This is a genomic window from Aerococcus loyolae, assembly GCF_002871915.2.
Lineage (GTDB): Bacteria > Bacillota > Bacilli > Lactobacillales > Aerococcaceae > Aerococcus > Aerococcus loyolae.
In genome coordinates this window covers 795,803-819,111 of the sequence record NZ_CP126958.1, presented here as the reverse complement: position 1 = coordinate 819,111, position 23,309 = coordinate 795,803, and the positions used below count along the sequence as shown (strand labels likewise).

Here is a 23,309-nt window from a genome sequence, read left to right as displayed (position 1 = left end):
TATCTCACTTCTTTTCTTTCAATACAGATCGTATCTGTTGATACTAAGTCGATTTTACCATAGATCGTGATAGATGTTTACGATTCTATCTTTTTACTTGCAGCTTTTAGTAAGCGATTACGGTAGGCGGTATTAACCTCTGTATCAGCCAATAATTCAACGTAGAGTCTTTTAATTTGATCATTATCATCAAAGGCCCGTAAACCCGCGAATAAAAGATGGGTGGCTGTTGCTTCATTAGCCCCTAAACTAAAAGTAAGCTGGTCATCATCTAAGTGACTTAAAATTTCATCACTGGCGATTACTGCACTCTCAGGAGATAATCCCTGCTTAGAATCAATAAGTTCAAGGAGCTTGGTATGGCTGATGGCAATAACCTCTTGATGGGGACTATAGTGACGATATTTCATTCCAGGTGCCTTGGGATGTTCCTTAGAATCTTCATCAATTTGCTGGGTAGCATCGATAATTTTTTGGCCCGGTAAGGCATTTCGTAAGTCTTTTAAGGTAATCGCACCTGGTCTTAAAATAGCCAATTCTTCAGGATTACTAATGTCTAGCACCGTCGATTCCACGCCAATATGGGTCGGTTGACTGTCTAATACCCCCGCGATTTTACCATCAAAATCATGTAAAACATGGTCAACCGTCGTTGGACTCGGTTTGCCTGATAAATTAGCAGATGGCCCCACAATCGGAAAACCTGTTTCTCTAATGACTGCTAAGGTAAAGTCGTGGTCGGGCATCCGAATGCCCACTGTATTTAATCCCCCAGTAACGGTTGGGCCAAAAACTCCAGCCTTAGTCGGAACAATCAAGGTCAAGGGTCCTGGCCAGAAGTGATCAGTCAGTTTTTTAGCAATTGCAGCTTGCGCTTCATTGGCTATATTAGAATAACGAAATAAGTCTTCCTTACGGCATACATGAACAATAAGGGGATTATCACTAGGACGCCCCTTAGCCTGATAAACAGAAGCAACTGCCCTTTCATTATTCGCAATCGCCCCTAAACCAAAGACTGTTTCCGTAGGGAAGGCAACCAATTGGCCCTGTTTTAAATATTCTGCTGCCTGAGCAGTCTGCCCAAATGTAAAGCGCTTGGTAATCATTTTATTTATCCTTCTTCCATTGCACATAGATTATTCGATCAATACCATTATAGTCTTTAATAGATTTCACTTCAGCTTTAGGATTTGACTTTTTAAAGAGACTAATAATCTTAGCTGCTTGGTGACTTCCACATTCCATTAATAGGATACCTTCAGCCTTTATAAAGGACTGGATGTTTCGGGCGAATTGCTTATAGTAATAATAACCATCGTCTTTTGCAAAGAGAGCTAGCTTAGGCTCATACTTTAAGACGTCCTCCCCCATTTCATCAATTTCATTTTCACTGATATAGGGCGGATTAGAAATAATCAGATCAAATTTCCGCTGGGGGACCGCCTTCAACATATCCCCCTTGATCCACTCAATAGTGACTTGGTGAAAATAGGCATTTTTCTTAGCGATCGCTAGGGCATCTGAAGAGATATCAACAGCTGTTAAATTCAAGTCGGGCAATTCTTTAGCTAAAGTCACTGCAATTGCCCCTGATCCTGTTCCTAAATCTAAGACATCAGCCCCTTTGACCAGCTGGGCATTTTTTCTTAAGGAATGAACACAATCAATCAACCGTTCCGTATCAAAACGTGGAATCAAAGTAGCCTCATTCACACGAAAGCGATAACCATAAAACCATGCCTCCCCTAGTAAATATTGGTAAGGCATATCCTCATCGACTATTTTTCCCAGCATCTCCTGGTAGCCTTTCAAAGTCTCTGGATCCATTTGATCTTGTTGTTTACGGTACCAAGTCGTTACATCCCAGTCCATCATGCCTAATAAAAGATGGTAGGCGATGGCTGGGTCCTTATCGTTTAATTCCAAAAAAGAAGAAGCCCATTGCTGAGCTTCTATAAATCGTAGCTGATTAGATGGTACTTTCATTGAGTTCCTCTAATTTTTGCGCTTGATCAGCAAGAATTAGGGCGTCAATAATTTCATCCAATTCTCCGCCCATAATGCGATCTAATTTTTGTAAAGTTAAGTTAATCCGATGGTCGGTTACCCGGTTTTGCGGATAATTATAGGTCCGAATTCTCTCAGACCGGTCCCCAGTTCCCACTAAATTCTTTCTTTTTTCGTCATATTCATCTTGCTCTTGTGATTGATAGTAGTCATAAACCCGTGACCGCAAGATAAGCATAGCTTTTTCTCGGTTTTGTTGTTGGGAACGTTGGTCCTGCATAGCTACTTGAATCCCAGTAGGAATATGAGTCATCCGTACCGCTGAACTGGTCTTGTTAACGTGTTGTCCACCAGCACCGGAAGCCCGGTAGATATCCGTTCTGATATCCTTCTCATCAATTTCAAAGTCTAAGTCTTCCAATTCAGGCATGACACCAACCGTAGCGGTTGAGGTATGGACCCGACCTTGGGATTCCGTTTTAGGCACCCGTTGTACCCGGTGAGCGCCACTTTCATATTTTAATTTTGAATAGACTTTGTCCCCTGAAATTTGAAGAATGATTTCTTTAAAGCCCCCTAAATCATTGGATGAGGCGTCAGCGACTTCAACATGCCAGCCTTGGGATTCTGCATAGCGCGAATACATTTCAAAGAGGTCAGCTGCGAATAATTGGGCCTCATCCCCACCAGCAGCCCCACGAATTTCCATAATAATGTTCTTGTCATCATTAGGATCACTAGGCAACATTAAAACCTTAATTTCTTCTTCTAAATCATCACGCTCAGCTTTTAATTGATCGAGTTCACTCTTAGCCAGTTCTAGCATGTCCTCTTCAGAAGTTTCTTTAATCAATTCTTCAGTGTCTTCGATGCCTGAAACCACTTCCTTATAGTGCTTAAAGGTATCTACCTTAGGGCGTAGATCAGCTTCTTCTTTAGCTAAATCTCGAAAGCGTTTATGGTCATTAATCACATCTGGATCACTTAAAAGCTCAGCAAGCTCTTGATAACGAGCGATAAAAGTATCTAATTGCTCTTCTAACATTTAATCAACCTTCCCTTATTGGCATAGTGATGCACGGTGAACTGCGATTTTCCCATCTTTTAGTGGGGGGTGGCTATAATGTTTACGACATACTGGATAATAAGATTCATTACCACCAATTTGAATTTGTTCACCAGTATATACCGGTTTATCATTGTGAATCCGTAAGTTCATCGTGGCTTTTTTAGCGCAGAACCAACAAATTGTTTTTACTTCTTCTATTTTATCAGCCAAAATTAACAGATAATGGGAGCCTTCAAAAAGTTCATTTTGAAAATCATTTTTTAGGCCAAATGCCATCACCGGTATGTTTAACTGGTCGACCACTTTAGCCAAATCAAAAATATTCTGCTTACTTAGAAATTGTGCTTCGTCAACTAAGACACAGTAGATTTTTTCCTTTTCATTTTCAGATTCAATATAGGAAAAAATATCGGTATCAGGATCGATACTATAGGCCTCACGGTCTTCTCCTATCCGACTGGAAATAACGCCGATGGTTCCTGAGCGGTCATCAATCGCGCTAGTCATCACTTTAACAGGCTTACCTTGTTCTTCATAATTATGGGCAACTTTTAAAATTTCAAAAGATTTTCCACTATTCATTGCTCCGTATCGATAAAATAACTGTGCCATGGATTTTATACCTCACTATTCTCAATTATTTATAATAACTTTTGTCAAGTCAATAGTCAATAAACAGCTAAAGTTTAAAAGCTAAAACTAGTGGCCACTAAAGCTATTTTTACTCATAAAAAAACTGGCAGATTCATTCATCCACCAGTATCCACCTAATGCGCTTTTTGATCAATGGCCAGATCAATCAATCTTTCAGCCAAATGGGGGTTATTAACTAATAGAGGCCCATGAAAATAAGAGCCAAAGGTATTCTTATAAATAACGCCTTCCACTTGGTCTTCATCATTATTCCCATAGCCTTCAATCATCCGCCCCAAAGGCTCTAGTCCAGAAGCGAGATAGGTTCGGCCGGCATGGTTTTCATAACCTACGTAGTCCTCATCAAAACGGTCACAATGCATTTTTGTGGTTCCAATCAGACGTTCTGGATAGCTCTTAGTATAGAAATCAATGGCTCCAATACCAGGGTACTCTTCTCCATTAATAGTCTTATAATAATTTCCCAAGAGTTGGTAACCCCCACAAATTCCTAACAGCACCTTATTGGCTTCGATGTAATCCAGCAAGGCTGCTTTCTTATTTTGCAAATCACGGCTCACTACCGACTGCTCATAGTCTTGTCCGCCGCCAAAGAAGATAAAATCATAGCGATCACTATCCAAGGAGTCATCAATAGAAATAATCTCTTTTTCTACCTGGAGTCCCTTTTCCTTGGCAAGGTACTGGAGCATAAGCAGGTTACCATTATCTCCATAGGTATTCATTAAATTGCCATAGAGATGGCCAATTCTAAAGATCATGATTTCATCCGCTCCTTCACAATATGTTGGTCAGCTAATTCTCGTCTAAAATCGAGCATAGCAGTATAGGTGGCTAAGACATAAACTTTTTGGCTGGGGACAGATGCAATCCATTGAAGGGCTTCCTGTGAATTAGAAAGTTCTTCCAAGTGATCTTCATCAAAACCAGCCACTTGCATCCGAACTTTAAGATCTTTTACCCGTATGCCCCCTACCGCCGTAGCTTTTATATTAGATAATTGGGCGATATTTTCAAACATGGCGTCCCAAATCCAGGAAATATCCTGACCATCGGCAGGATTATCATTGAGGAGAACCACTAAAGAAAAGTCTTCTTGGTCTAATTCCAGTAAAGAAACAATTTGATTAAAACCAACCGGGTTCTTAATGAGATTAATACGTGTGTCCTTGCCATAAATGTTTAAGGCCTCTTGACGACCAAACATCCGCTTAGCCCCCTGCAAGCCCTCATGAATAGCTGTTTGACTTAGTCCTAAATAACGGGCAATTGAATAAGCGGCTAAAGCATTATAAATATTATAAATACCAGCGACTGGTATGGTAAAGGATTGGCCCTCAATAGTAAATGTTGAAGCTTCTGGAGTTAACTTATCTATCTGATCCACTGAATAAGTTAATCCTGGCCGGTGGAACTGACAATTAGGGCAGAAATAATCCCCTAAATTACTATAAGTAATCATATGATAATGCAAGATGTGCTCACAACGGGGGCATAGGACCCCATCGGTATTATAGTGGGCCATCTTATCAGCCGTTTTATCCGAATTACTAAAACCAAAATAAGCCACATCATGATGAAAGTCCCGTGATGCAAAAATTGGCGCGTCACCATTCATCAAAAGCAAGCTTTTGGGACTCTTATTAGCCCCCTCTAAAATGTAATCGAAGGTCGTATAAATCTCCCCAAAGCGGTCCAACTGATCTCTAAATAGATTAGTTACTAAGATCACTTCCGGTTTAATGTATTCGGTAATGTGGCGAACGCTAGCCTCATCAACCTCAAGAACAGCTATTTTATCCCCCTGCCCTTTGGAATTAGCATTCAAGAAGGTGGATATAATTCCTTGTTCCAGGTTTGAGCCAGTATCATTGGTTAAGACTTCATCAAATTTTTGCCGCAAAATATTAACGGTAAGAGCCGTGGTAACCGATTTACCATTGGTTCCAGTAATGATAACTACCCGGTAATTTTTGCCCAGTTCAGCTAAAATAGCCGGATCCAATTTTTTAGCAATTTTTCCTGGCAGACTGGATCCGCCTTTGGTTAATTTTTTAAGTAAAATTTGTACCAAGCGGGCGCTATGCTTGGCAAGTTGTGAACGCAATGTCATTAAAAGCTACTCTCCTCTTTTTACTTACTTACATCTTCAAATTCAATTTCCTGTAGCTATCGAGTTAGATCGCTTAGTTAGAAAATTTACTTAACTTTTCCTCCGTCAATGAAGGATCTTGACCAGGACCATTAAGTTTTTTATTTATGCTCTTGGTCGACTAGGGGCTCCTTTAATTCCCGTTCTTGGATCAAATCTTCTTCATATAGGCCGGAAACTTCCCGATACCATTCAAAGATATAGGTGAAAATCACCTTTAAAACGGCATACACCGGAATAATAATGATAATTCCCACCACTCCAAAGAGGTCCCCACCAGCAATCAGTAGCAGCATAATTGTAATAGGATGAATATTCAAATTACTGCCTAAAATGAGTGGGGAAATAATCCGGCTTTCAATGGTTTGTTCAATAGCAAACACGATCAATACCTTGATAACCATAAAGGGATCTTGAACTAAACCAACGATCAAAGACGGAAGAATACCAAAGAAAGACCCTACATAGGGGATAACATTCAAAGCCCCTGCAACAACCGCTAAGATGGTCCCGTAATTTAAACCGATAATGGCATAACCAATTGCAAACATCACTGCTACCGCGATCGCTACAAAGATTTGCCCTCTGACATAGGCTGAAATTTGCTGGTTCATATCCGCCAATAGCCGCATGGTCTTATTACGAATTTTTACCGGAATAAAGGAAGCAAAATTATCCCTGAATTTTTCACCATCAGCAATCAAATAAAACAAGATAATAGGTGCTGTCACTAAGGCAATAATCACCCGGGTAATCACACCGAAAACAGAACCAATACTGGACAAGGTTGTATTCATAAGTTCGCGCCAATTAAAGTTAAATTGATTTAGATTAAAATTATTTAAGTATTCTGCTAAGGTCTCCTGACTTCTCTCGAACCAGCGACCAAAGATAATGTTTTCAATTTCCGACTGGTACTGGGTCCAAATATTTGACCAATTGCCAATTAAGTGTTTGGCTTCATCTATTAAATTGGGAATAAAGGAAATTAACCATAGGATGATTAAAACCAATACTAAGAGCACAATCCCAGCTATCCAATAAGAATTCAAGCCCCTTTTTCTTAGAAAATTAATTAGGGGTGAAGACAAGTAGTAAAAGACCCCAGCAAAGATAATGGGCAAGATTATTGTTTGAATAAATTCAATAATTGGGGTAAAAACAAAAGCGATTTGGGTTAATAATAAGATAAATAAAGCGAACAAGATTAAAATGACTAATAGCGATACATAGCGATTGTCTAATACACGACTAACGATATCGGGCATTTTTAGCCAGGAGAAGCCTTGCTTATTTTGCTTCTTATCCTTATTTTTTATTTCTGTATTCTGCTTGTTTTGAGACATATAAACACCTACTTTTCCAAATGATTTTACCATACTTGTTCGCTAAATAAATTAACATAGTGTAAAATTTAATATATCAGAGATTGTAAAGGAGATTATTATGGAAAAGATATTTTTAGCTGGCTATACACGTCAAGACAACCAAGGCATCCATCTATTGGAATGGGATAGCCACAATGAAGAAATTAAGGGGCAGCAATTAATAATTTCTGAATCAAATCCAACTTACCTGGTTCTTTCTTCTAATGGCAAGGAACTCTATACGCTCACTGACCATCCTAGCCCTGGAGTCAGCCATTATCGAAAAGAAGGCCAAGATTTCGTTTTTGTTGATCACTGTGCCTTCTTGGAACATAACGGCTGTTACCTAGCTCTAGATGAAGAACGCCAATTATTACTCAATGCCAATTACCATGAAGGGACATTGGCGCTTATAAAAATACACAGTGATGGTCAATTACAGCTCCAACAAATAATCAGCCGGACTGGCCAAGGGCCTCACCCTAACCAAGAAAGCTCTCACTGCCATTATTTTAACACCAGTCCAGATAGCAAATACTACCTAGCCTGTGACTTAGGAACAGATAGTGTGATTAGCTATCAATTTGACCAAGAGGGCCAATTACAGGAAAAAGCCTCCTATCAATGTCAAGCAGGGACTGGCCCCCGGCATTTAGTTTTCCACCCTAAAGAAGACATTCTTTATGTGATTGGTGAGCTTTCACACACCATCGATATTTTGACATATGATGACGGTCACTTTTCCTTTGTCGACCGGGTGAATTGTTTACCAGAGACCTATAGTGGTGAAAATAGTAGTGCTGCTATTCGTATCTCAACAGATGGAAACTTCTTATATGTCTCCAATCGAGGTTACAACAGCCTAGAAGTATTTGAAGTTTCTAAAGATGGGTCTCAATTAAGTCATATTCAGTCCATTCCTTCTGGGGGAGACTTTCCACGTGATTTTAACTTTGACGCTAACCAAAGTCATGTCATTGTGGGCCATCAAAAAGAGAAGAAAGTGACCTTCTTTAAACGTGACCAAAATACCGGACAGTTAAGCCCACTCAATATCAGTTGTCCCCTCAATGAAATTGTTTGCGTCCAATAGGCTTAAGCAAATTAAAAAAAGCTAAAAATTACGCCTAGGCCTAGTCAAGACCTCGTATTTTAGCTATACTACAAAAATGCTAGTGAAAGGATGCGTTTATTTTAATGTTAGATATTATCAAAGTTTTCATCATGGGGATTGTCGAAGGAATTACTGAATGGTTGCCAATTAGTAGTACTGGTCACTTAATTTTGGTAGAAGAATTTATTTCCATGGACTTTAGACCGGAATTTTGGAATATTTTCGTATACGTTATCCAATTAGGGGCGATCTTAGCCGTTGTTTGGATCTATTTTGACCGCTTAAATCCTTTTTCAAGTCAAAAAAGTGCTGAAGAGAAAAAACAGACTTGGGAGACTTGGTTTAAGGTGGTAGTTGGCTGTATTCCCGCAGGTGTTATTGGTCTTTTATTTAACGACTTCGCTGAAGAACACTTCCAAAACTGGGTGGTAGTATCTGCTGCACTGATTATTTACGGGGTTGCCTTTATCGTAGTCGAAAACAGAAATAAAAACCGCCAAGTAACCGTCCATTCCACCCAAGATTTATCTTACAAAAAAGCCTTTCAAATTGGACTCTTCCAGGCCCTATCAGTCATTCCTGGGACCTCAAGATCCGGTTCATCCATTCTAGGGGCAACGATTTTAGGGACCTCTCGTCCCACTGCAGCTGACTTCTCATTTTTTATGAGTATTCCAATTATGTTTGGAATGACTTTCTTAAAACTGACTAAGGGCTTCCTCGATGGTTTTCGTTTTTCAACCGAGGAAGGCTTCCTACTAATCTTAGGAATGGTTGTGGCCTATATTGTTTCGATTTTAACGATTCGCTTCTTACTACACTATGTCCAAAAGAATGATTTTAAAGCCTTTGGTTGGTATCGGATTGCTTTAGGAATTATAGTAATTATCTTCTTTGCTATTTTTCAATAATCACTAAAATGGCTAAACGAAAAGAGAGACTGTTTTCACAGCCTCTCTTTTTACTTTACCTAAAGACTATTAGAATTTTAACTCTTTGTAGTCATGCTTACTGGTTTCAGCTACATCAGCACTAGTTAATTCACCCTTGTAGGTGTTTACCCCAGTAAATACTGTATGGTTAGCTTTAGCAGCTTCTTCAATACCTAAATTAGCAATTTGTTGAACATAAGTCATGGTAGCGTTGGTTAATGCTTCTGTGGCTGTCTTTGGTACAGCTCCTGGAATATTTGCAACGGTATAATGAACAATACCATGTTTAGTATATACAGGATCATCATGGTTCGTTGCATGGTCAGAAGTTTCAAAGTTACCACCTTGGTCAATAGCCACGTCAATTAAAACAGAACCTTCTTCCATGGTCTTCACCATATCTTCTGTTACTAAAATTGGTGCCTTACGTCCAGGAATAAGAACGGAACCAATGACTACATCAGCATCCTTAACTTCATTAGCAATGTTATAAGCATTGGACATTAATGTATTAACCCGACCTTGGAAGAGGTCATCTAATTCACCTAAACGTGCTGGATTCAAGTCAAGGATAGTTACATTAGCGCCTAAGCCAACAGCCATCCGAGCGGCATTATAACCAACATTACCGCCGCCGATAATAACCACTTTTCCAGCTTGAGTTCCTGGCACACCACCTAAGAGCTTCCCTTTACCACCATTAGTTTTTTCAAGATAGTGAGCACCGACTTGAATAGCAGTCCGTCCAGCCACTTCACTCATTGGGTTAAGTAAAGGCAATTTCCCATTTAACTCCATGGTTTCATAGGCTACACCTGTGGTTTTATTTTCAATTAAAGCATCCACCAAAGGCTCATTATCCGCTAAGTGCAGATAGGTCATCACAATTAAGTCTTCGCGGAGATATTGGTATTCAGATTCAAGGGGTTCTTTAACCTTAACCACCATATCAACGTCCCACGCTTCTTTAGCAGAGCTTACGATCTTAGCCCCTACTTCTTCATATTCACTATCTTCATATGAAGAACCTACACCAGCTGAGCTTTCGATAAATACTTCATGTCCAGCTTGGACAAGGTTAAAGGCGTTGGCCGGTGTCATTGCCACCCGATCTTCATGATTCTTGATTTCTTTAGGTACACCAATTCTCATTATACAAAGCCTCCATTCACATATTTGACTTATAACAGTTAGAGGATCAGAGTTGATCCTCCCAATTTCCAACTGACTTCAGTATATCAAATATGTCATGTAAATGCTTTCTTTATGCTCAAGACCTAGAGCAAGTCATGGCGGAGTTGTGCACCAGATTTTGCAGATAGATAAGCGGGAGCGATATCAAAGACGGTTTTAGCTCCAAATTGTTCTTCCTTAGCTAAGCGGTATGCAGCCCGCGCATAGCAAGTATTCACTGCACCGGTAAACTCAGGGTTGCTACCTAATTGCAAGGCAAAATTGTAAACTGCATGGTGGTCAGCGCTGGTTTGTCCTTGGCGCACCACTTCACCCCCATGAGGGATCCCTTGATGGTTTTGATCTAATTCTTCTTGAGAAATAAAATGCACATCGACTTGGTCATAAGGGGCAAAATAATCAGGCATGGTCTTGATCGCTTCGGCAACTTGATCTGGATCAGCGCCCTCTTCTAGGACTGCATAGACTTCACGACTATGGGCAGTCGCTTGTTGGTAATCAATAGGGTCGCCAGCCTTTGCTGCCTCTAGCATGGCTTGATTAGGCACGGTATATTGAATAGCTGCCTTGACGCCATCTACCCGGCGTACTGCATCAGAATGCCCTTGGCTAACCCCTCTGCCCCAGAAAGTATAGGTTTGTCCTTGCGGTAAGATGGTTTCAGCTAATAAGCGGTTAAGTGAGAACAGACCTGGATCCCAACCCGTAGCAATCACAGAGACATGGCTATTTTCTTTAGCAAGTTGATCCATTTGATCGAAGTATTCTGGAATCTTATCGTGGTTATCGTAGGCATCCACTGTATTAAAGTTTTCCGCTAAACGAGGAGCTTGAACAGGAATATCCGATTGAGAACCACCACATAAAATTAAGACATCAATTTTGTCTTTAAAGTCAAGAATATCATCGATTTGATAGGCTGGGCTCTTTGTATCTAATTGATCAGGCTGCCGTCTAGTAAAAATTCCTAGCAATTCCATATCTTCCGCTGCATTAACTGCAATTTCCACACCTTTACCTAAATTACCATAGCCAACAATACCAACTTTTATCATTTTTGTTTCCTCCTTTAAATTCTAAAAAACTAGTCTTCTTTATTCTTATACTTACAATCGTTTCTGAGCATATCTTGGTAACTTTCTCGTTTGACGGCCAAATAGGATTGTCCATTCTCGACAAAAACCAGGGCTGGGCGGCCTAGACGATTATAATTCGAACTCATGGTATAAGTATAAGCTCCTACTCGAGGAATCACCAAGAGATCCCCGATCCGAGCTTCTGGCAAGGGAGCATCTTGGACCAACTGGTCACCGGTTTCACACAATTTTCCTGCCACGCGGTACTCCCCTTCGACTTCATCATTCATTCGATTAGCTAAGGCCGCTTCATATTGGGCTTGATAAAGGGCTGGACGAATATTATCTGACATCCCACCATCGACAAAGACAAAGGGTTTACCAGCCAGGGTATGTTTAACCCCCCCGACACTATAAAGAGCTGTTCCAAAATCATTAATTAAAGCCCGTCCCGGCTCAATGCTTACGGTATCGATATGCTCTAAGCCATATTGATCAATTGCTGCTTCAATAACCTTGATGTAGCCTTGTAAAAATTTCTCATAATCAAAGGGGTGATCTGCTTGGCTATAGTACACACCAAAACCGCCACCCAGGTTAATCTCTCTTACCTGGCAACCGGCCTCTTCTTCCATTTGCCGGCAAAAAGCTAACATTAAGTCAGCTTCTTCAAAGAAGAATCTTTCTTCTAATATTTGTGAACCGATGTGGCAATGGAAACCGGCAAAGTCAAGCCAATCGCTCTTAACCATCTCTTTAACCAAAGCCACCGTATCCTCATCATGGCTACTCATACCAAATTTAGAATCATCGAGGCTGGTTTGGATATATTTATGGGTGCTTGCTTCAATCCCTGGATTAATTCTTAAGAGGACTTTTGCCTCTTTATTGAGAGACTTAGCGATTTTTTCTACTTTATAAAAATCAGCCTGGCTATCAATAACAAAGTTTCCAATCGCATTTTCAAGCGCTAGAGTGATCTCTGACTCGGTTTTATTATTGCCATGGAAATATATTTTTTCTCCTGGAACACCAGCTGCCAAAAGTGTATATATTTCACCCCCACTGACAGCATCAAGATAACAGCCCTGTTCATTGATTAGTTGAGCGATATAAAGGTTTAAAAAGGCCTTGGAGGCATAGATAATATGAGTAGTAAACTTTTTAGAATGGAAGCCATTGATAAAAGTTTTCGCTTGATCTTTAATTCCTTTTTGATCATAAATATAAAGCGGAGTTCCATACTCTTCCTTTAAACGAGAAACAGGAATATCGGCAATGTTTAATTCATTATTAACCACTTGCATGTGTTGCGTCAGTTTCATATTTTGCCTCCTAGATATTTTTCATGATACTAACTATTTTACCCTAAAAACTGCTTTTAGTGATCAAATTGTCAGTCTACTCATTAAATTTATTGAAAGATTAGCAATATATAAGATAAAAGTCAACAAATAATATATTACAGCAATAAAGCTAATATCAAAAACAATTTTTAACTTTTATTAAAAAGCTATCACTTTTAAAGGATAATTATTCAGAACATTCATGTTAAAATAGAGATACGAAAATTAGTATTCCAGTATTCAATAGTATTGTAAGGGCTTCCTTTTACTTTATGAGTGGATTATGGTAAAATACTATTTCTATATAAGATATCGGGGAGTGAGTTTTTAATGAAAAAGACGCAACTAAGAAAGGCCTTTGTCGAAGAATTAAAGACCTTAGATGGTCAATTTACACGTATGGGAATCGATACTACTAAAGCCATTGAAGAAGCCGTTGATGCGCTTCTCAACCATGATAATGAAGCCGCAGAAAAAGTGATTAAAAATGATGAAAAGATTAATGCTTATGAAGTGGCCATTGATAAGGAATGTTTCCGGTTAATTTCCCTACAAAGCCCTATCGGTGATGAATTACGCTTTATTATTTCCATCATTAAGGCCAGTGCTGACCTTGAAAGAATGGGCGACCATGCCGTCTCTATTGCAAAAGGAGCTCTACGGATCGCAGATGAACCCCGTTTAGAAAACATTGAATCTGACCTAGAAATAATGACTGATACAGTCATTGAAATGGCCGAGCTGGCTGTTAACGCCTTTGTTACCCGTAATGACCAACAAGCTAAGGCAGCAGCGGAAATGGACGCCAAAGTTGACCACTACTTTGATAAACTAATCCCACAAGTCGTGTCAGATATGAAGAAGAATAACAGCTTAGTGGTAACTGGTGCTTCATATATTTCCATGATTTCTAACCTAGAACGCATGGGTGACTACGTGACCAACCTCTGCGAACGTATTATCTATTTAGATGAAGGTAAGGTTGTCGATCTTAACGGCTAATTAAGAAAATATAATTTTCACTTTATTAGGTGCTGATGAACATTATGATTTATCAGCACCTTTTATATATTTTTTACTGTTGACGCGCATAAGAATTAGTGAAAAAACAAAAAAAGCTGTGAAAATCACAGCCTTTGTCTTAGCCACACCGATTTCGATACGGTTTGATTATTTATCATTGACTTGGTAAGCCTCTAATAGCCTATACTCCTAATTATTGGGCAAAAACCTTTTTAAAAGATTTTTGCTTGATCCCAGGAATGGTTAACATGACCACAAAAGAGAAGATATAAAGACATGATAGGAAGAGCATAACCATGGTCACATTACCATGTTCCATAATGATCCCAATAATCATTGAAGAGAATCCACCTACTGCTCGTCCAACGTTTAAGATTAAGTTATTGGCCATACTTTGAACGGACTTAGGATATAGGTAAGAAACCGTTGCTCCGTAGCCGGGGAACATTCCATTAACAAAGAATCCCATCATGGCTCCGCCAAATAGCATTCCAATGGGTGAGGTAATTTGGCTAAATAAGTAGACACCAAGAGCAGATGCAAGTAAGAATGCAGCAAACATTAGCCGAGGGCCAAATTGGTCAAATAGTCGACCAAAGACAACCATCCCTAAGGACATCCCTACAATAGTACTAATCATCCATAATGATGAACCTTGGACACTGAGACCTGCTTGTTCTTGCATAATGGTTGGCAACCAATTCATCATACCAAAGTATCCAGCAATTTGAACCGTGCACATTAACATCAGAGCAGTGGTTTGGTAACTGGTCCGCAAGTCTTTAAATAAAACAGCAAAATTAATTTTTTCGCTTTTATCGAGAGCTGAATCATTTTTTACCGGATAAAATTCTTTTTCATCTTTAATAGCTACTTGCATGTATAAAACGAGGAGCAAAGGAGCGAGACCAAATAAGAACAATCCGCGCCAGCCTAGGTGACTCAAGAATAAACCTGCTAGAGCAGCGGAAGTAATCGAGCCAACTTGCCCAGCTACCCCATTCAAAGCAGAAATCCGTCCCATTTTATGAACAGGGACAATTTGCGCCATAATTCCTAAAGCAATTCCATACTCACCACCGACACCAATACCGGCAATGAAGCGTAAGATATAAAGAATAGTAATCGAAGGTGCAAAAGCAATTGCCCCAGAGGCTAGAGAAAAGATAAGCAAGGTTATCTTTAAGATGTTTAGCTTATGGTAACGGTCACCAAGATATCCAAAAATTAATCCGCCTAATAACATCCCTAAGTTAGTTACCGTAGCGATAGCACCCGCTTGGGCACCTGATAGTGAAAACTCACTGATAATGCTTGCCATTGAAAAGGATAGAAACATCACGTTGAGGTCATCAGTACCTGAAGCGATGATACTTGAAATAACAGCTTTCTTCTTATTTTCCATTTTTACACTCCTTAAACAAATACTCACAGGTATTTATTATTTAACTCTTTTGACTGTCTAGCAGTCATTTTTAATTATTGGAAGACTGGTTCAGTTGACGGTGCCAATCCAAGATATTTTCCATGTCTGCTTGGCTAAAGTCATGTTTTTCTTTGGCGACTTCTAATAAACTATGAAAATCACTCAGTACGGCTAGAGGAATATCAGCAGCTTGGAAGTTTTTCTTGGCGCGATCTAATTCATAAGTGAAAATCGCAGCGACGCCAATCACTGAACACTCTTTGGCAACCGGTTGACAAGCTTCCAAGACGCTACCACCTGTTGAAATGAGGTCATCAATCAATACCACTTGGTCATCAGCTTCTAGGTGACCTTCAATTTGCGATTGTCTACCGTGGTCTTTGGCTTTAGAGCGAACATATACCATAGGCAGGCCTAAAATTTCACTCACCCAAGCAGCATGTGGGATTCCGGCTGTCGCTGTCCCAGCAATACAGGTAACATTTGGGTATTTTTCTTTGATCATATCTGCTAAGGCATGTGCGACTAACTTACGAGCTTTTGGATAACTCATTAATTGACGGTTATCACAGTAAATTGGGCTCTTGATCCCACTGGCCCAGGTAAACCAGTCTTCGTTACGGATAATCACGGCTTCATGATCTAATAATGCTTCGGCAACTTCACGTTTAATATTTTGGCTCATCTATTTACCCTCCCAATGTTCTTTCATTTCTTCATAGGCTCTCACGGGATCGTCAGCTTGAATAATCGGACGTCCCACTACAATGTAATCAGCACCGTTGGCACGGGCTTCTTCGGGACTAGCAATTCTTTCTTGGTCATCGTGAGTATTCTTATTCAAACGAATCCCTGGTGTTAAACTAAGTAATTGCCCCTTGGAAACTTCCTTAATCATCTTACTTTCTTGTACAGAAGAAACTAGGCCATCCACACCACTGTCTAAGGCTAAGCGGGTCAAATGTTCCACCGATTCAGCGACTGTACCAGGAATTTGTAATTGATTATTTAACATTTCCTGATTAGTTGAGGTCAGCTGGGTGATTGCAAGAACTTTTGGTTGATGTTTGCCTTCTTGAACCCCTTTAACCGCAGCTCGCATCATTTCTTTACCACCCATGGCATGAATGGTCACGAGTTCAATCGGTAATTGACTAAGCTGTAACATCGCTAGGTAGACTGTATTAGGAATATCATGGCACTTCAAATCAAGAAAGACTTCATGTCCCATATCACATAAGCGTTCAATGATACTTGGTCCTGACATGTAAAATTGCGACATACCTACTTTGACCCCAATTTGGCGGCCTTCAAATAATTTTAGAAAATCAAAAGTTTCTGCTTCTGTTTTAAAATCCAACGCCACATATAATGTTTCCATTTTTTTCACCTCTTTAACGAAAAAAGACCTAGACAATTCTGTCTAGGCCTTTAAGTCATCATAATTAGCTATAAGTATGCACACTTATAGGTATTCTTATCATCACTTTTCATGCCTCTCTGGACAGAATTAAAGTATAGAGTCTCGCTCTAAATCACAAGTATTGTAGCAAGGACACTCGCTGATGTCAACTCAAAAAGTAAAAATATTTCATATGAAAGCAAAAAGTTAAAATGGCATGATTTCATGCAAACTTGAATAGAAAAGAAAGAAATCTCAATCCATACTCCTAATTTATTTACCTATATACCTATTGCCTAACTAATAAATCTAACAAGGAAATACTATATTAAATAATCTAGAAAAAAACTATTTAAAACTACTAGTGAATAGCAGAAAAAACTATGTTGTTAAAACTTTATTCATTTATTATAATCATCTTATAGGTTAATATATTAATAATGTTTATTTAATAAATATATAATTTACTATTATTAAAAATAATATCAAATCTATATTCTGATTTTTTGGTATTGAAATTGAGAAAAAGTAAATAAAAAGCGCTTCTCTAGGAGAGCGCTCAATTAGACAAAAACATTATACCATAGGAGGAGAAAAATATGGCCAAGAAATTATATGACGAAAATGGGAACGAAGTGAAACGTGGTGGATGCTTGAAGTGGATTGGAATTGGAATAATTGCCCTCATCGCTCTATTCATTATTGGGTCACTTTTTAGTGGTGATAAAAAATCTGTAAACACTGAATCTAGTAAAAGCCAAACCAGCGAGAGTCAATCTTCAAGTAAGAAAGAAAATAAGAAATTAGCAGTCGGTGATGCTGCTGAAATTGATGGCATAAAATTTAAAGTAAATAATGTTGAATTTACTGATGAAAGAAATCAATTCGCAGAATCAAATCCTGAACGCGTCATTAAGATTAGCTATACTTTAGAGAACGGTCAAGATAAAGACTACGCTTTCGGTGCCGATACTCAGCTTTATGTAGATGGTAAGAAAGCTAAGACCTATCCTTTAAGCGGTTCTGATGGTGATATTGGTTTTGGTTCAGTATCAGCAGGTAGAACTGTTGATAGTACCGTTTATTACGGTGTAGACGGAAAAGATATTGAGCTAGAATGGCAACCACTATTTAGTGTTGGTGAAAAAGCAATCTGGAAACTAAGTAAATAATCTATTATTGGTGTTGATAAGGAATAAATTTTCTTTATCAACACCTTTTTAACTCATATAAAAACAAAAAAGCGGCCACTAACGACCGCTTACGCTTACTATTTATGGAGGTGAGGGGAGTCGAACCCCTGTCCAGACACCCCGCTAATACAGCTTTTACACTCATAGTTTATTGTTGATTAAGCGCACTAGAGGTCAATAAACAAACCTGCTAGCTTGCGTACCTGATTATTCTCTTTCTATTGCTCCAGGCGGAAGCGCAAGACGTATCCCACTTCAATGAGACCTGTAACTAATACATGGGTGATACTAGGCAGATCTTAGCATGCTGCTAGGCAGCGAATGCTAAAGATTGACTTTCGTTTTTGTCAATTAAATTTAAGTTAACGTTTGTGACGGAGACGTAACCTCCGAAATGTAGCTGTACCCCGGTCTGATGCCTGTCGAATCCAAAAAACACCCCCAAAGGGATACCTTTTTAATATAACAAACATCCTACCGAAAAGTCAAGATTTACACATCATTCAAGACTTTAACTCAATTGTTTTTATGGCTAACTCGATCTCCAGAATTTATAAAAGACTTGCTGAGACTTATTGTTTTCTTTCCTGGTTCTTATTCACATCATCAACTTTTTCCTCTAAAGCAAAATGATCGGTTTGATTATAGGCTTCCAAATGGTAAAAACCATCTTGATACCTAACAATAGATACACTAGCATTATCTAAGGGTTCACCTAAAGAAAATTCTGGAATTAATTCATGGATCATATTGCGAATCGTCATGCCATGACTCACAATCAGAATATTTTGATCAGTTTCACGATGGGCGGTAATCACATCGATCAAGCCTAATTCAACCCGTAGCCAGAATGTCATAAAATCTTCGGCATCATGGGTGGGATCTAATTCATGGAAAGTATCCATTTCTACCTTCACACGGTCATTTGTAGTTAGCAAGTCTTGCTTTTCATTCTCAATATAGTCAGAGACTTTTCCCCAGATCCGTTCAACTTCAAGCCCTTCAAAGCTCCCAAAGAACTGTTCCCGAAAGGCTTTACGTTTATTAATTGGAAGGTTGGAACCAGCATGGTAATTATATTTTAAAATAATCTCCGCTGTGGCTACAGTCCGTTGCAAATCACTGGTATAGACAGCCGAGAAATTAACATCACGTAAACCACTGGCGCTCCTTTGGGCATCGCGTTTACCCTTCTCTGTTAAAGGCGCATCCGCCCACCCCTGGATCCGATGATAGTGGTTGAGGTAGGTTTGGCCATGACGCATAAAATAAATTGTTACACCTTTACTCATTTCTTTCAACCTCGCATTCATACTGATAAACCTGAAACTATCATAACAAAAATTGCCCATTTTAGCGAAACATATCAAATTATAAAACGTTTACTAAAGCTTTTCTGATATAATTTATTTAGATATTAAAAGATATTTCTATTCTTAAGTCTAGAAAGAGGAAGATTTCCTATGGAACGTGAGCAACTCGTTAGAAACCGTCTTCTTCAACTTGAACTTCATTTTAAAAGTATACGCTACTTTGACCGCAGGAAGGTTAAGCAATTAGAAGCGTCCCTCCTCTTTAGTGATCAAAGACCTAATGAATTAATCATTATTTACTGCAAAGAAGGCTTTCTAACTATAAATTCTGATGATAAAAATTATATTATGAATAATAACAGCTATTGTATTATTAACAACAGGGCCCATTTAAAAGCCCAAGATATCGATGCGGAAGCTTTAGAAAAATGGTATGAATTATCAATTATCAGTTTAGTCGGTCGTAATCAAAGTTTTAAACTATCGCATGAAAACATTGCTTGTTGTCAAGACACTCATAAAGAAATTGAAAATTATTTACAATTAATTGACTATGAAGATAAAAAAGGTGAGCTTGCAGAGGACGAAAAAGAAACCATCTTACAAATGCTGATCCAAATGTTATTTACTCGGATATATTTCCAGCAAAAAAATTTATTCGCCTTAAAAAGTGAATTTACCAATGAGGAAAAAATTCACTGGCTGAAAAAGTATATTGATAATTATTATACCAAGGATATTAGTTTGGACCATCTCAGTAATTTAATCAGTATGAATAAATACTATATGATTCGTCTATTTTCAGAGGCCTTTTCCGCGTCTCCGATCGATTATTTAATCAAAGTAAGGATAGATAAAACCAAACAACTATTGAAGGCTACCAATTTTAGTATTAGTCATGTCGGTAAATTAGTAGGCTTTGGCTCAGCTTCATACTTCTCAAAAATGTTTAAAAGACTCAATGGCATGTCACCCAGTCAATATTGGAAAGAACATAGCCAAGAGAATAAAGAAAACAATTAATCACTCACAGCAGCGAAAAAACTGATTTTCTATATCTTGTTTCGACCGACCTAACACGGATTTTAAATGATTAAAAGGACTACGACCTGTTGTCCCCCTCAAAAGTTGGACATTATTCCAACTCTTTTGGGGGCACTCTTACTTGTCATAGTCCTTTTTATGAATCCATGTTCTTTTATTACACAGCCAATAAGCTTTTAATATTTTTCTTTCATTGCCCGTTTAATGTCACGCTTCATATCTTTTTCTTTTAAGGCTTGGCGCTTATCGTATTTTTTCTTCCCTTTACCAATGCCGATAAGTAATTTGGCAAAGCCTCTTTTGATATACATCCGTAGTGGGATAATCGCATAACCTTCTTGGCTAACATGCTTAGCTAAGCGATTGATTTCACGTTTTTTTAATAATAATTTTCTTGGCCGCATAGGATCCGGGTTAAAACGGTTGCCTTGCTCAAAAGGACTCACATGCATCCCATAGACCCATACCTGGCCATTTTCTACCCGGGCAAAGGAATCCTTTAAGTTGACCTTCCCCTTACGAATCGATTTAATTTCTGTTCCAGTTAAGACAAGACCAGCTTCAATAGTATCTTCGATGATATAATCATGATTCGCTTTACGATTTGTCGCTACCACATTGTCTTGCTTCTTCTTTGTCACACAGTTTCTCCCCTTTTGTTATCATTTAGCCTTTCGAATAACAAAATTCTTCTTATTTTTCTGCTTCTTATGCTTTTTCTTATGTTTATTCTTTTTAGCTTTTTTAGAATGCTTCTTGTGTCCTTGAGTATTTTTTCCTTTAAGGTCTGTTTTCTTAGGCTTGGAATTATTTTTCTTAGTTTTTTTCTCTGGATTAATGATCTCAAAATCAATCTGTCTAGAGTCTGTATCAGCTTTAACCAATTTCACCCGAACTTGGTCTCCTATGCGATAAATATTTCCAGTATGTTCCCCGACTAGGATCATATGTTTATCCACATAGTTATAATAATCATCATCCAAATTAGAGATATGGACCAATCCTTCAACCGTATTAGCGAGTTGAACGAAGATACCGAACTTGGTCACGGATGAAATAATACCATCAAATTCTTCGCCTACCTTATCAAGCATAAATTCAGTTTTCTTAAGGCTCTCGGTTTCTCTTTCGGCATCCACACTACGCCGCTCTGTTTTTGAAGCTTGGTCGGCAGTTTTTTCAATGCTCTGACTGAGCTCATCCTTCTTGGCAGGATTGGGCTTGTGGGTGAGATAATAGCGAATAAGACGATGAGCTAAGAGGTCAGGATATCGACGAATTGGTGAAGTAAAATGGGTATAGTCCTTGGCTGCTAAACCATAGTGACCAATTGGCTGAAGGTCGTACTTAGCCTGTTGCATACTCCGTAAAGCCATCACTTGGACCACGGGAGCATAGCTTTCACCAGCTGCTTCTTCCAGGGTGTTTTGCAAATCTTTAGGACTTACTTTACCGTCTGTTTTCTTCACGTGAACCCCTAATGTTTGAGCAAATTCAATAAAGGTTTTCATCCGTTCATCATCAGGCGATTCATGGATCCGGTAAATAAAAGGCAGGTGGCGCTTAGTAAATTCATGAGCCACGGTTTCATTAGCAGCTAGCATAAATGATTCAATCATCCGCTCAGCAGTTCCACGTTCCCTAACCACAATATCAATAGGATGGCCTTCTTTATCAACGATAATTTCAGCTTCAGGCGTATCGAAATCAATCGCCCCTCTGTGATGACGTTTATCCCTTAAAGACTGGTGGAGTGCAGCCATATCATTAAGCATGGGGATAAGTTCAGCGTATTTTTCAGCTAATTGTTTATCTTTACCCTCTAATAGTTTATTAACATCATCATAAACCATCCGATAGTCCGATTGGATAATGCTGGGGCCGATATGATATTTTACCACCTTGGCTGATTGAGGATCAATTTCCATCAAACATGACATAGTCAAACGGTCCTGGTTAGCCTGTAAGGAACAAATTCCATTGGATAGGCGTTGGGGTAACATAGGAACCACACGATCAGTTAAGTAGACACTGGTCCCACGTTTCCAGGCTTCCTTATCAATTGCGCTTCCTGCGGTGACATAATAGGAAACATCGGCAATATGAACGCCTAACTCAAGATGACCATTGCCAAGTTTTCTTAAGGAAATAGCATCATCCAAGTCTTTTGCATCAGCCCCATCGATGGTAATCGTAAGTAAGGAACGATAGTCGTCACGTTTCTTTGTCTCTTCTGGGTCAATTTGCTCAGGAACTTCCTCTGCTTCATCAAGAACTTCCTCAGGAAACTCATGAGGAATATCGAACATATTTAGAATAGCAAGAATGTCGACTCCAGGAGCATCCTTATGACCAATGGTTTGAATGACGCGGCCAGTCATCTGTAAAGGCTGATCGAGGGAAGGATATTCTGCGATTTCTGCGATAACAATTTCCCCCTCCACTGGGTGAAGTCCATCACTCAAGACAAAGCAAGTCATCATTTCTTCGCCTTTATTTTGAATTCTTATCCCACCAATATAACCGGATTCGGCTTTTAACTTGTCATTATAAGGAACAAATTCACCGGTCACTCGACTCAAAGCTCTTTCTAGTACCTCTGTAATCGTTCCTTCATCTTTTTGTTCTCCCCGGTTACGTTTAGTCAATTGAACCGCCACTTGGTCGCCATTCATTGCGCCACCAGTTTCACCACGGGGGATAAAAATATCATCATCAAAACCTTCAATGGAAACAAAACCAAAACCTTTTTGGTTTAAAGAGAAGCTTCCTTGATAACGTTTGTCTGATTTTTTAGAAACTAAGCCCCCGTTATCAAGAATTTCGATGTCGCCATTCCTTTGTAACTGGGCAACTAATTTTATAAATTCAGGATAGTCATCACTGCTATCGCAATTAAACCTCTGACTCCATTCTTGTATCGTTAAGGGGGTCGCTTCTTTTTTCACTGCAGCGACCAATTGCTGACTGACTTGGTCTATATTCATATATTTT

21 protein-coding genes and 1 other RNA gene are annotated in these 23,309 nt (G+C 39.0%); 5 read left to right on the top strand and 17 right to left on the bottom strand.

Annotation, left to right across the window (positions count from 1 at the left end):
• Window positions 1-77 precede the first annotated feature (77 nt).
• The 7 genes from CJ190_RS03775 to CJ190_RS03745 all read right to left on the bottom strand — a co-directional run bounded on the left by CJ190_RS03775 (window position 78) and on the right by CJ190_RS03745 (window position 7,231).
• Window positions 78-1,109, bottom strand: a complete 1,032-nt coding sequence (locus CJ190_RS03775) for an L-threonylcarbamoyladenylate synthase (RefSeq protein WP_064293159.1) — start codon at window positions 1,107-1,109, stop codon at window positions 78-80.
• 1 nt (window position 1,110) lies between these two features.
• Window positions 1,111-1,989: a peptide chain release factor N(5)-glutamine methyltransferase gene (gene prmC, locus CJ190_RS03770; protein ID WP_064293158.1), complete on the bottom strand. Its 879-nt coding sequence runs from the start codon at window positions 1,987-1,989 to the stop codon at window positions 1,111-1,113.
• Window positions 1,973-3,055, bottom strand: a complete 1,083-nt coding sequence (gene prfA / locus CJ190_RS03765) for a peptide chain release factor 1 (RefSeq protein WP_064293157.1) — start codon at window positions 3,053-3,055, stop codon at window positions 1,973-1,975. Before prfA ends, prmC begins: the two co-directional genes overlap by 17 nt.
• A gap of 15 nt (window positions 3,056-3,070) precedes the next feature.
• Window positions 3,071-3,691 (bottom strand): thymidine kinase, encoded by a 621-nt coding sequence (locus tag CJ190_RS03760; RefSeq protein WP_064293156.1) that lies wholly within the window; start codon window positions 3,689-3,691, stop codon window positions 3,071-3,073.
• A gap of 155 nt (window positions 3,692-3,846) precedes the next feature.
• Complete coding sequence (locus CJ190_RS03755) at window positions 3,847-4,494, bottom strand: type 1 glutamine amidotransferase (protein ID WP_064293155.1); 648 nt, start codon at window positions 4,492-4,494, stop codon at window positions 3,847-3,849.
• Window positions 4,491-5,846, bottom strand: coding sequence for a Mur ligase family protein (locus CJ190_RS03750; RefSeq protein WP_064293154.1), 1,356 nt, complete (start codon window positions 5,844-5,846; stop codon window positions 4,491-4,493). Before CJ190_RS03750 ends, CJ190_RS03755 begins: the two co-directional genes overlap by 4 nt.
• Before the next feature lie 140 nt (window positions 5,847-5,986).
• On the bottom strand, window positions 5,987-7,231 hold the full coding sequence (locus CJ190_RS03745; protein ID WP_082888679.1) for an AI-2E family transporter: 1,245 nt from the start codon (window positions 7,229-7,231) through the stop codon (window positions 5,987-5,989).
• Window positions 7,232-7,331: 100 nt separating this feature from the next.
• Between CJ190_RS03745 and CJ190_RS03740 the strand changes: the two genes are divergently transcribed.
• Together CJ190_RS03740 and CJ190_RS03735 are read left to right on the top strand one after the other, a co-directional pair.
• Complete coding sequence (locus CJ190_RS03740; RefSeq protein ID WP_082888678.1) at window positions 7,332-8,345, top strand: lactonase family protein; 1,014 nt, start codon at window positions 7,332-7,334, stop codon at window positions 8,343-8,345.
• 104 nt (window positions 8,346-8,449) lie between these two features.
• The gene (locus tag CJ190_RS03735) at window positions 8,450-9,277 is read left to right on the top strand and encodes an undecaprenyl-diphosphate phosphatase (RefSeq protein WP_064293152.1); all 828 of its coding nucleotides are present in this window, start codon (window positions 8,450-8,452) and stop codon (window positions 9,275-9,277) included.
• Window positions 9,278-9,346: 69 nt separating this feature from the next.
• Here the strand turns inward: CJ190_RS03735 and ald are convergent, their stop codons facing one another.
• The 3 genes from ald to lysA all read right to left on the bottom strand — a co-directional run bounded on the left by ald (window position 9,347) and on the right by lysA (window position 12,893).
• Window positions 9,347-10,450, bottom strand: a complete 1,104-nt coding sequence (gene ald / locus CJ190_RS03730) for an alanine dehydrogenase (RefSeq protein ID WP_064293151.1) — start codon at window positions 10,448-10,450, stop codon at window positions 9,347-9,349.
• Window positions 10,451-10,575: 125 nt separating this feature from the next.
• Window positions 10,576-11,547: a diaminopimelate dehydrogenase gene (locus CJ190_RS03725; RefSeq protein WP_064293150.1), complete on the bottom strand. Its 972-nt coding sequence runs from the start codon at window positions 11,545-11,547 to the stop codon at window positions 10,576-10,578.
• Between the two features lie 29 nt (window positions 11,548-11,576).
• Complete coding sequence (lysA, locus tag CJ190_RS03720) at window positions 11,577-12,893, bottom strand: diaminopimelate decarboxylase (RefSeq protein WP_064293149.1); 1,317 nt, start codon at window positions 12,891-12,893, stop codon at window positions 11,577-11,579.
• Between the two features lie 351 nt (window positions 12,894-13,244).
• On the opposite strand from lysA, the gene phoU reads away from it, so the two are divergent.
• Window positions 13,245-13,916 carry a phosphate signaling complex protein PhoU gene (gene phoU, locus CJ190_RS03715; protein WP_064293148.1) on the top strand — a complete coding sequence of 224 codons (672 nt, stop codon included), beginning with the start codon at window positions 13,245-13,247 and terminating at the stop codon, window positions 13,914-13,916.
• A 214-nt stretch (window positions 13,917-14,130) separates the two neighbouring features.
• Here phoU and CJ190_RS03710 read toward each other — a convergent pair whose 3' ends face one another.
• The 3 genes from CJ190_RS03710 to pyrF form a co-directional block, all read right to left on the bottom strand.
• Window positions 14,131-15,342, bottom strand: coding sequence for an MFS transporter (locus CJ190_RS03710; protein ID WP_064293147.1), 1,212 nt, complete (start codon window positions 15,340-15,342; stop codon window positions 14,131-14,133).
• A 70-nt stretch (window positions 15,343-15,412) separates the two neighbouring features.
• On the bottom strand, window positions 15,413-16,048 hold the full coding sequence (gene pyrE / locus CJ190_RS03705; protein ID WP_064293146.1) for an orotate phosphoribosyltransferase: 636 nt from the start codon (window positions 16,046-16,048) through the stop codon (window positions 15,413-15,415).
• Window positions 16,049-16,744: an orotidine-5'-phosphate decarboxylase gene (pyrF, locus tag CJ190_RS03700; RefSeq protein ID WP_070598101.1), complete on the bottom strand. Its 696-nt coding sequence runs from the start codon at window positions 16,742-16,744 to the stop codon at window positions 16,049-16,051.
• A 620-nt stretch (window positions 16,745-17,364) separates the two neighbouring features.
• Here pyrF and CJ190_RS03695 point away from each other — a divergent pair.
• Window positions 17,365-17,937 (top strand): DUF4352 domain-containing protein, encoded by a 573-nt coding sequence (locus CJ190_RS03695; protein WP_064293511.1) that lies wholly within the window; start codon window positions 17,365-17,367, stop codon window positions 17,935-17,937.
• A 102-nt stretch (window positions 17,938-18,039) separates the two neighbouring features.
• Here the strand turns inward: CJ190_RS03695 and ssrA are convergent.
• Window positions 18,040-18,401: a transfer-messenger RNA gene (gene ssrA / locus CJ190_RS03690) on the bottom strand.
• Window positions 18,402-18,530: 129 nt separating this feature from the next.
• The gene (locus CJ190_RS03685) at window positions 18,531-19,250 is read right to left on the bottom strand and encodes a histidine phosphatase family protein (protein WP_064293512.1); all 720 of its coding nucleotides are present in this window, start codon (window positions 19,248-19,250) and stop codon (window positions 18,531-18,533) included.
• 171 nt (window positions 19,251-19,421) lie between these two features.
• On the opposite strand from CJ190_RS03685, the gene CJ190_RS03680 reads away from it, so the two are divergent.
• Window positions 19,422-20,294, top strand: a complete 873-nt coding sequence (locus CJ190_RS03680) for a helix-turn-helix transcriptional regulator (protein ID WP_070598100.1) — start codon at window positions 19,422-19,424, stop codon at window positions 20,292-20,294.
• Window positions 20,295-20,491: 197 nt separating this feature from the next.
• Here the strand turns inward: CJ190_RS03680 and smpB are convergent, their stop codons facing one another.
• Complete coding sequence (gene smpB, locus CJ190_RS03675) at window positions 20,492-20,956, bottom strand: SsrA-binding protein SmpB (protein WP_013669518.1); 465 nt, start codon at window positions 20,954-20,956, stop codon at window positions 20,492-20,494.
• Between the two features lie 21 nt (window positions 20,957-20,977).
• Complete coding sequence (gene rnr / locus CJ190_RS03670; RefSeq protein ID WP_064293514.1) at window positions 20,978-23,302, bottom strand: ribonuclease R; 2,325 nt, start codon at window positions 23,300-23,302, stop codon at window positions 20,978-20,980.
• Between the last annotated feature and the right edge of the window lie 7 nt (window positions 23,303-23,309).

Bases quoted from the DNA above. Each gene is read 5' to 3' on its own strand.
- CJ190_RS03775 (WP_064293159.1), bottom strand. From the start codon at position 1,109: ATGATTACCAAGCGCTTTACATTTGGGCAGACTGCTCAGGCAGCAGAA.
- prmC (WP_064293158.1), bottom strand. From the start codon at position 1,989: ATGAAAGTACCATCTAATCAGCTACGATTTATAGAAGCTCAGCAATGG.
- prfA (WP_064293157.1), bottom strand. From the start codon at position 3,055: ATGTTAGAAGAGCAATTAGATACTTTTATCGCTCGTTATCAAGAGCTT.
- CJ190_RS03760 (WP_064293156.1), bottom strand. From the start codon at position 3,691: ATGGCACAGTTATTTTATCGATACGGAGCAATGAATAGTGGAAAATCT.
- CJ190_RS03755 (WP_064293155.1), bottom strand. From the start codon at position 4,494: ATGATCTTTAGAATTGGCCATCTCTATGGCAATTTAATGAATACCTAT.
- CJ190_RS03750 (WP_064293154.1), bottom strand. From the start codon at position 5,846: ATGACATTGCGTTCACAACTTGCCAAGCATAGCGCCCGCTTGGTACAA.
- CJ190_RS03745 (WP_082888679.1), bottom strand. From the start codon at position 7,231: ATGTCTCAAAACAAGCAGAATACAGAAATAAAAAATAAGGATAAGAAG.
- CJ190_RS03740 (WP_082888678.1), top strand. From the start codon at position 7,332: ATGGAAAAGATATTTTTAGCTGGCTATACACGTCAAGACAACCAAGGC.
- CJ190_RS03735 (WP_064293152.1), top strand. From the start codon at position 8,450: ATGTTAGATATTATCAAAGTTTTCATCATGGGGATTGTCGAAGGAATT.
- ald (WP_064293151.1), bottom strand. From the start codon at position 10,450: ATGAGAATTGGTGTACCTAAAGAAATCAAGAATCATGAAGATCGGGTG.
- CJ190_RS03725 (WP_064293150.1), bottom strand. From the start codon at position 11,547: ATGATAAAAGTTGGTATTGTTGGCTATGGTAATTTAGGTAAAGGTGTG.
- lysA (WP_064293149.1), bottom strand. From the start codon at position 12,893: ATGAAACTGACGCAACACATGCAAGTGGTTAATAATGAATTAAACATT.
- phoU (WP_064293148.1), top strand. From the start codon at position 13,245: ATGAAAAAGACGCAACTAAGAAAGGCCTTTGTCGAAGAATTAAAGACC.
- CJ190_RS03710 (WP_064293147.1), bottom strand. From the start codon at position 15,342: ATGGAAAATAAGAAGAAAGCTGTTATTTCAAGTATCATCGCTTCAGGT.
- pyrE (WP_064293146.1), bottom strand. From the start codon at position 16,048: ATGAGCCAAAATATTAAACGTGAAGTTGCCGAAGCATTATTAGATCAT.
- pyrF (WP_070598101.1), bottom strand. From the start codon at position 16,744: ATGGAAACATTATATGTGGCGTTGGATTTTAAAACAGAAGCAGAAACT.
- CJ190_RS03695 (WP_064293511.1), top strand. From the start codon at position 17,365: ATGGCCAAGAAATTATATGACGAAAATGGGAACGAAGTGAAACGTGGT.
- CJ190_RS03685 (WP_064293512.1), bottom strand. From the start codon at position 19,250: ATGAGTAAAGGTGTAACAATTTATTTTATGCGTCATGGCCAAACCTAC.
- CJ190_RS03680 (WP_070598100.1), top strand. From the start codon at position 19,422: ATGGAACGTGAGCAACTCGTTAGAAACCGTCTTCTTCAACTTGAACTT.
- rnr (WP_064293514.1), bottom strand. From the start codon at position 23,302: ATGAATATAGACCAAGTCAGTCAGCAATTGGTCGCTGCAGTGAAAAAA.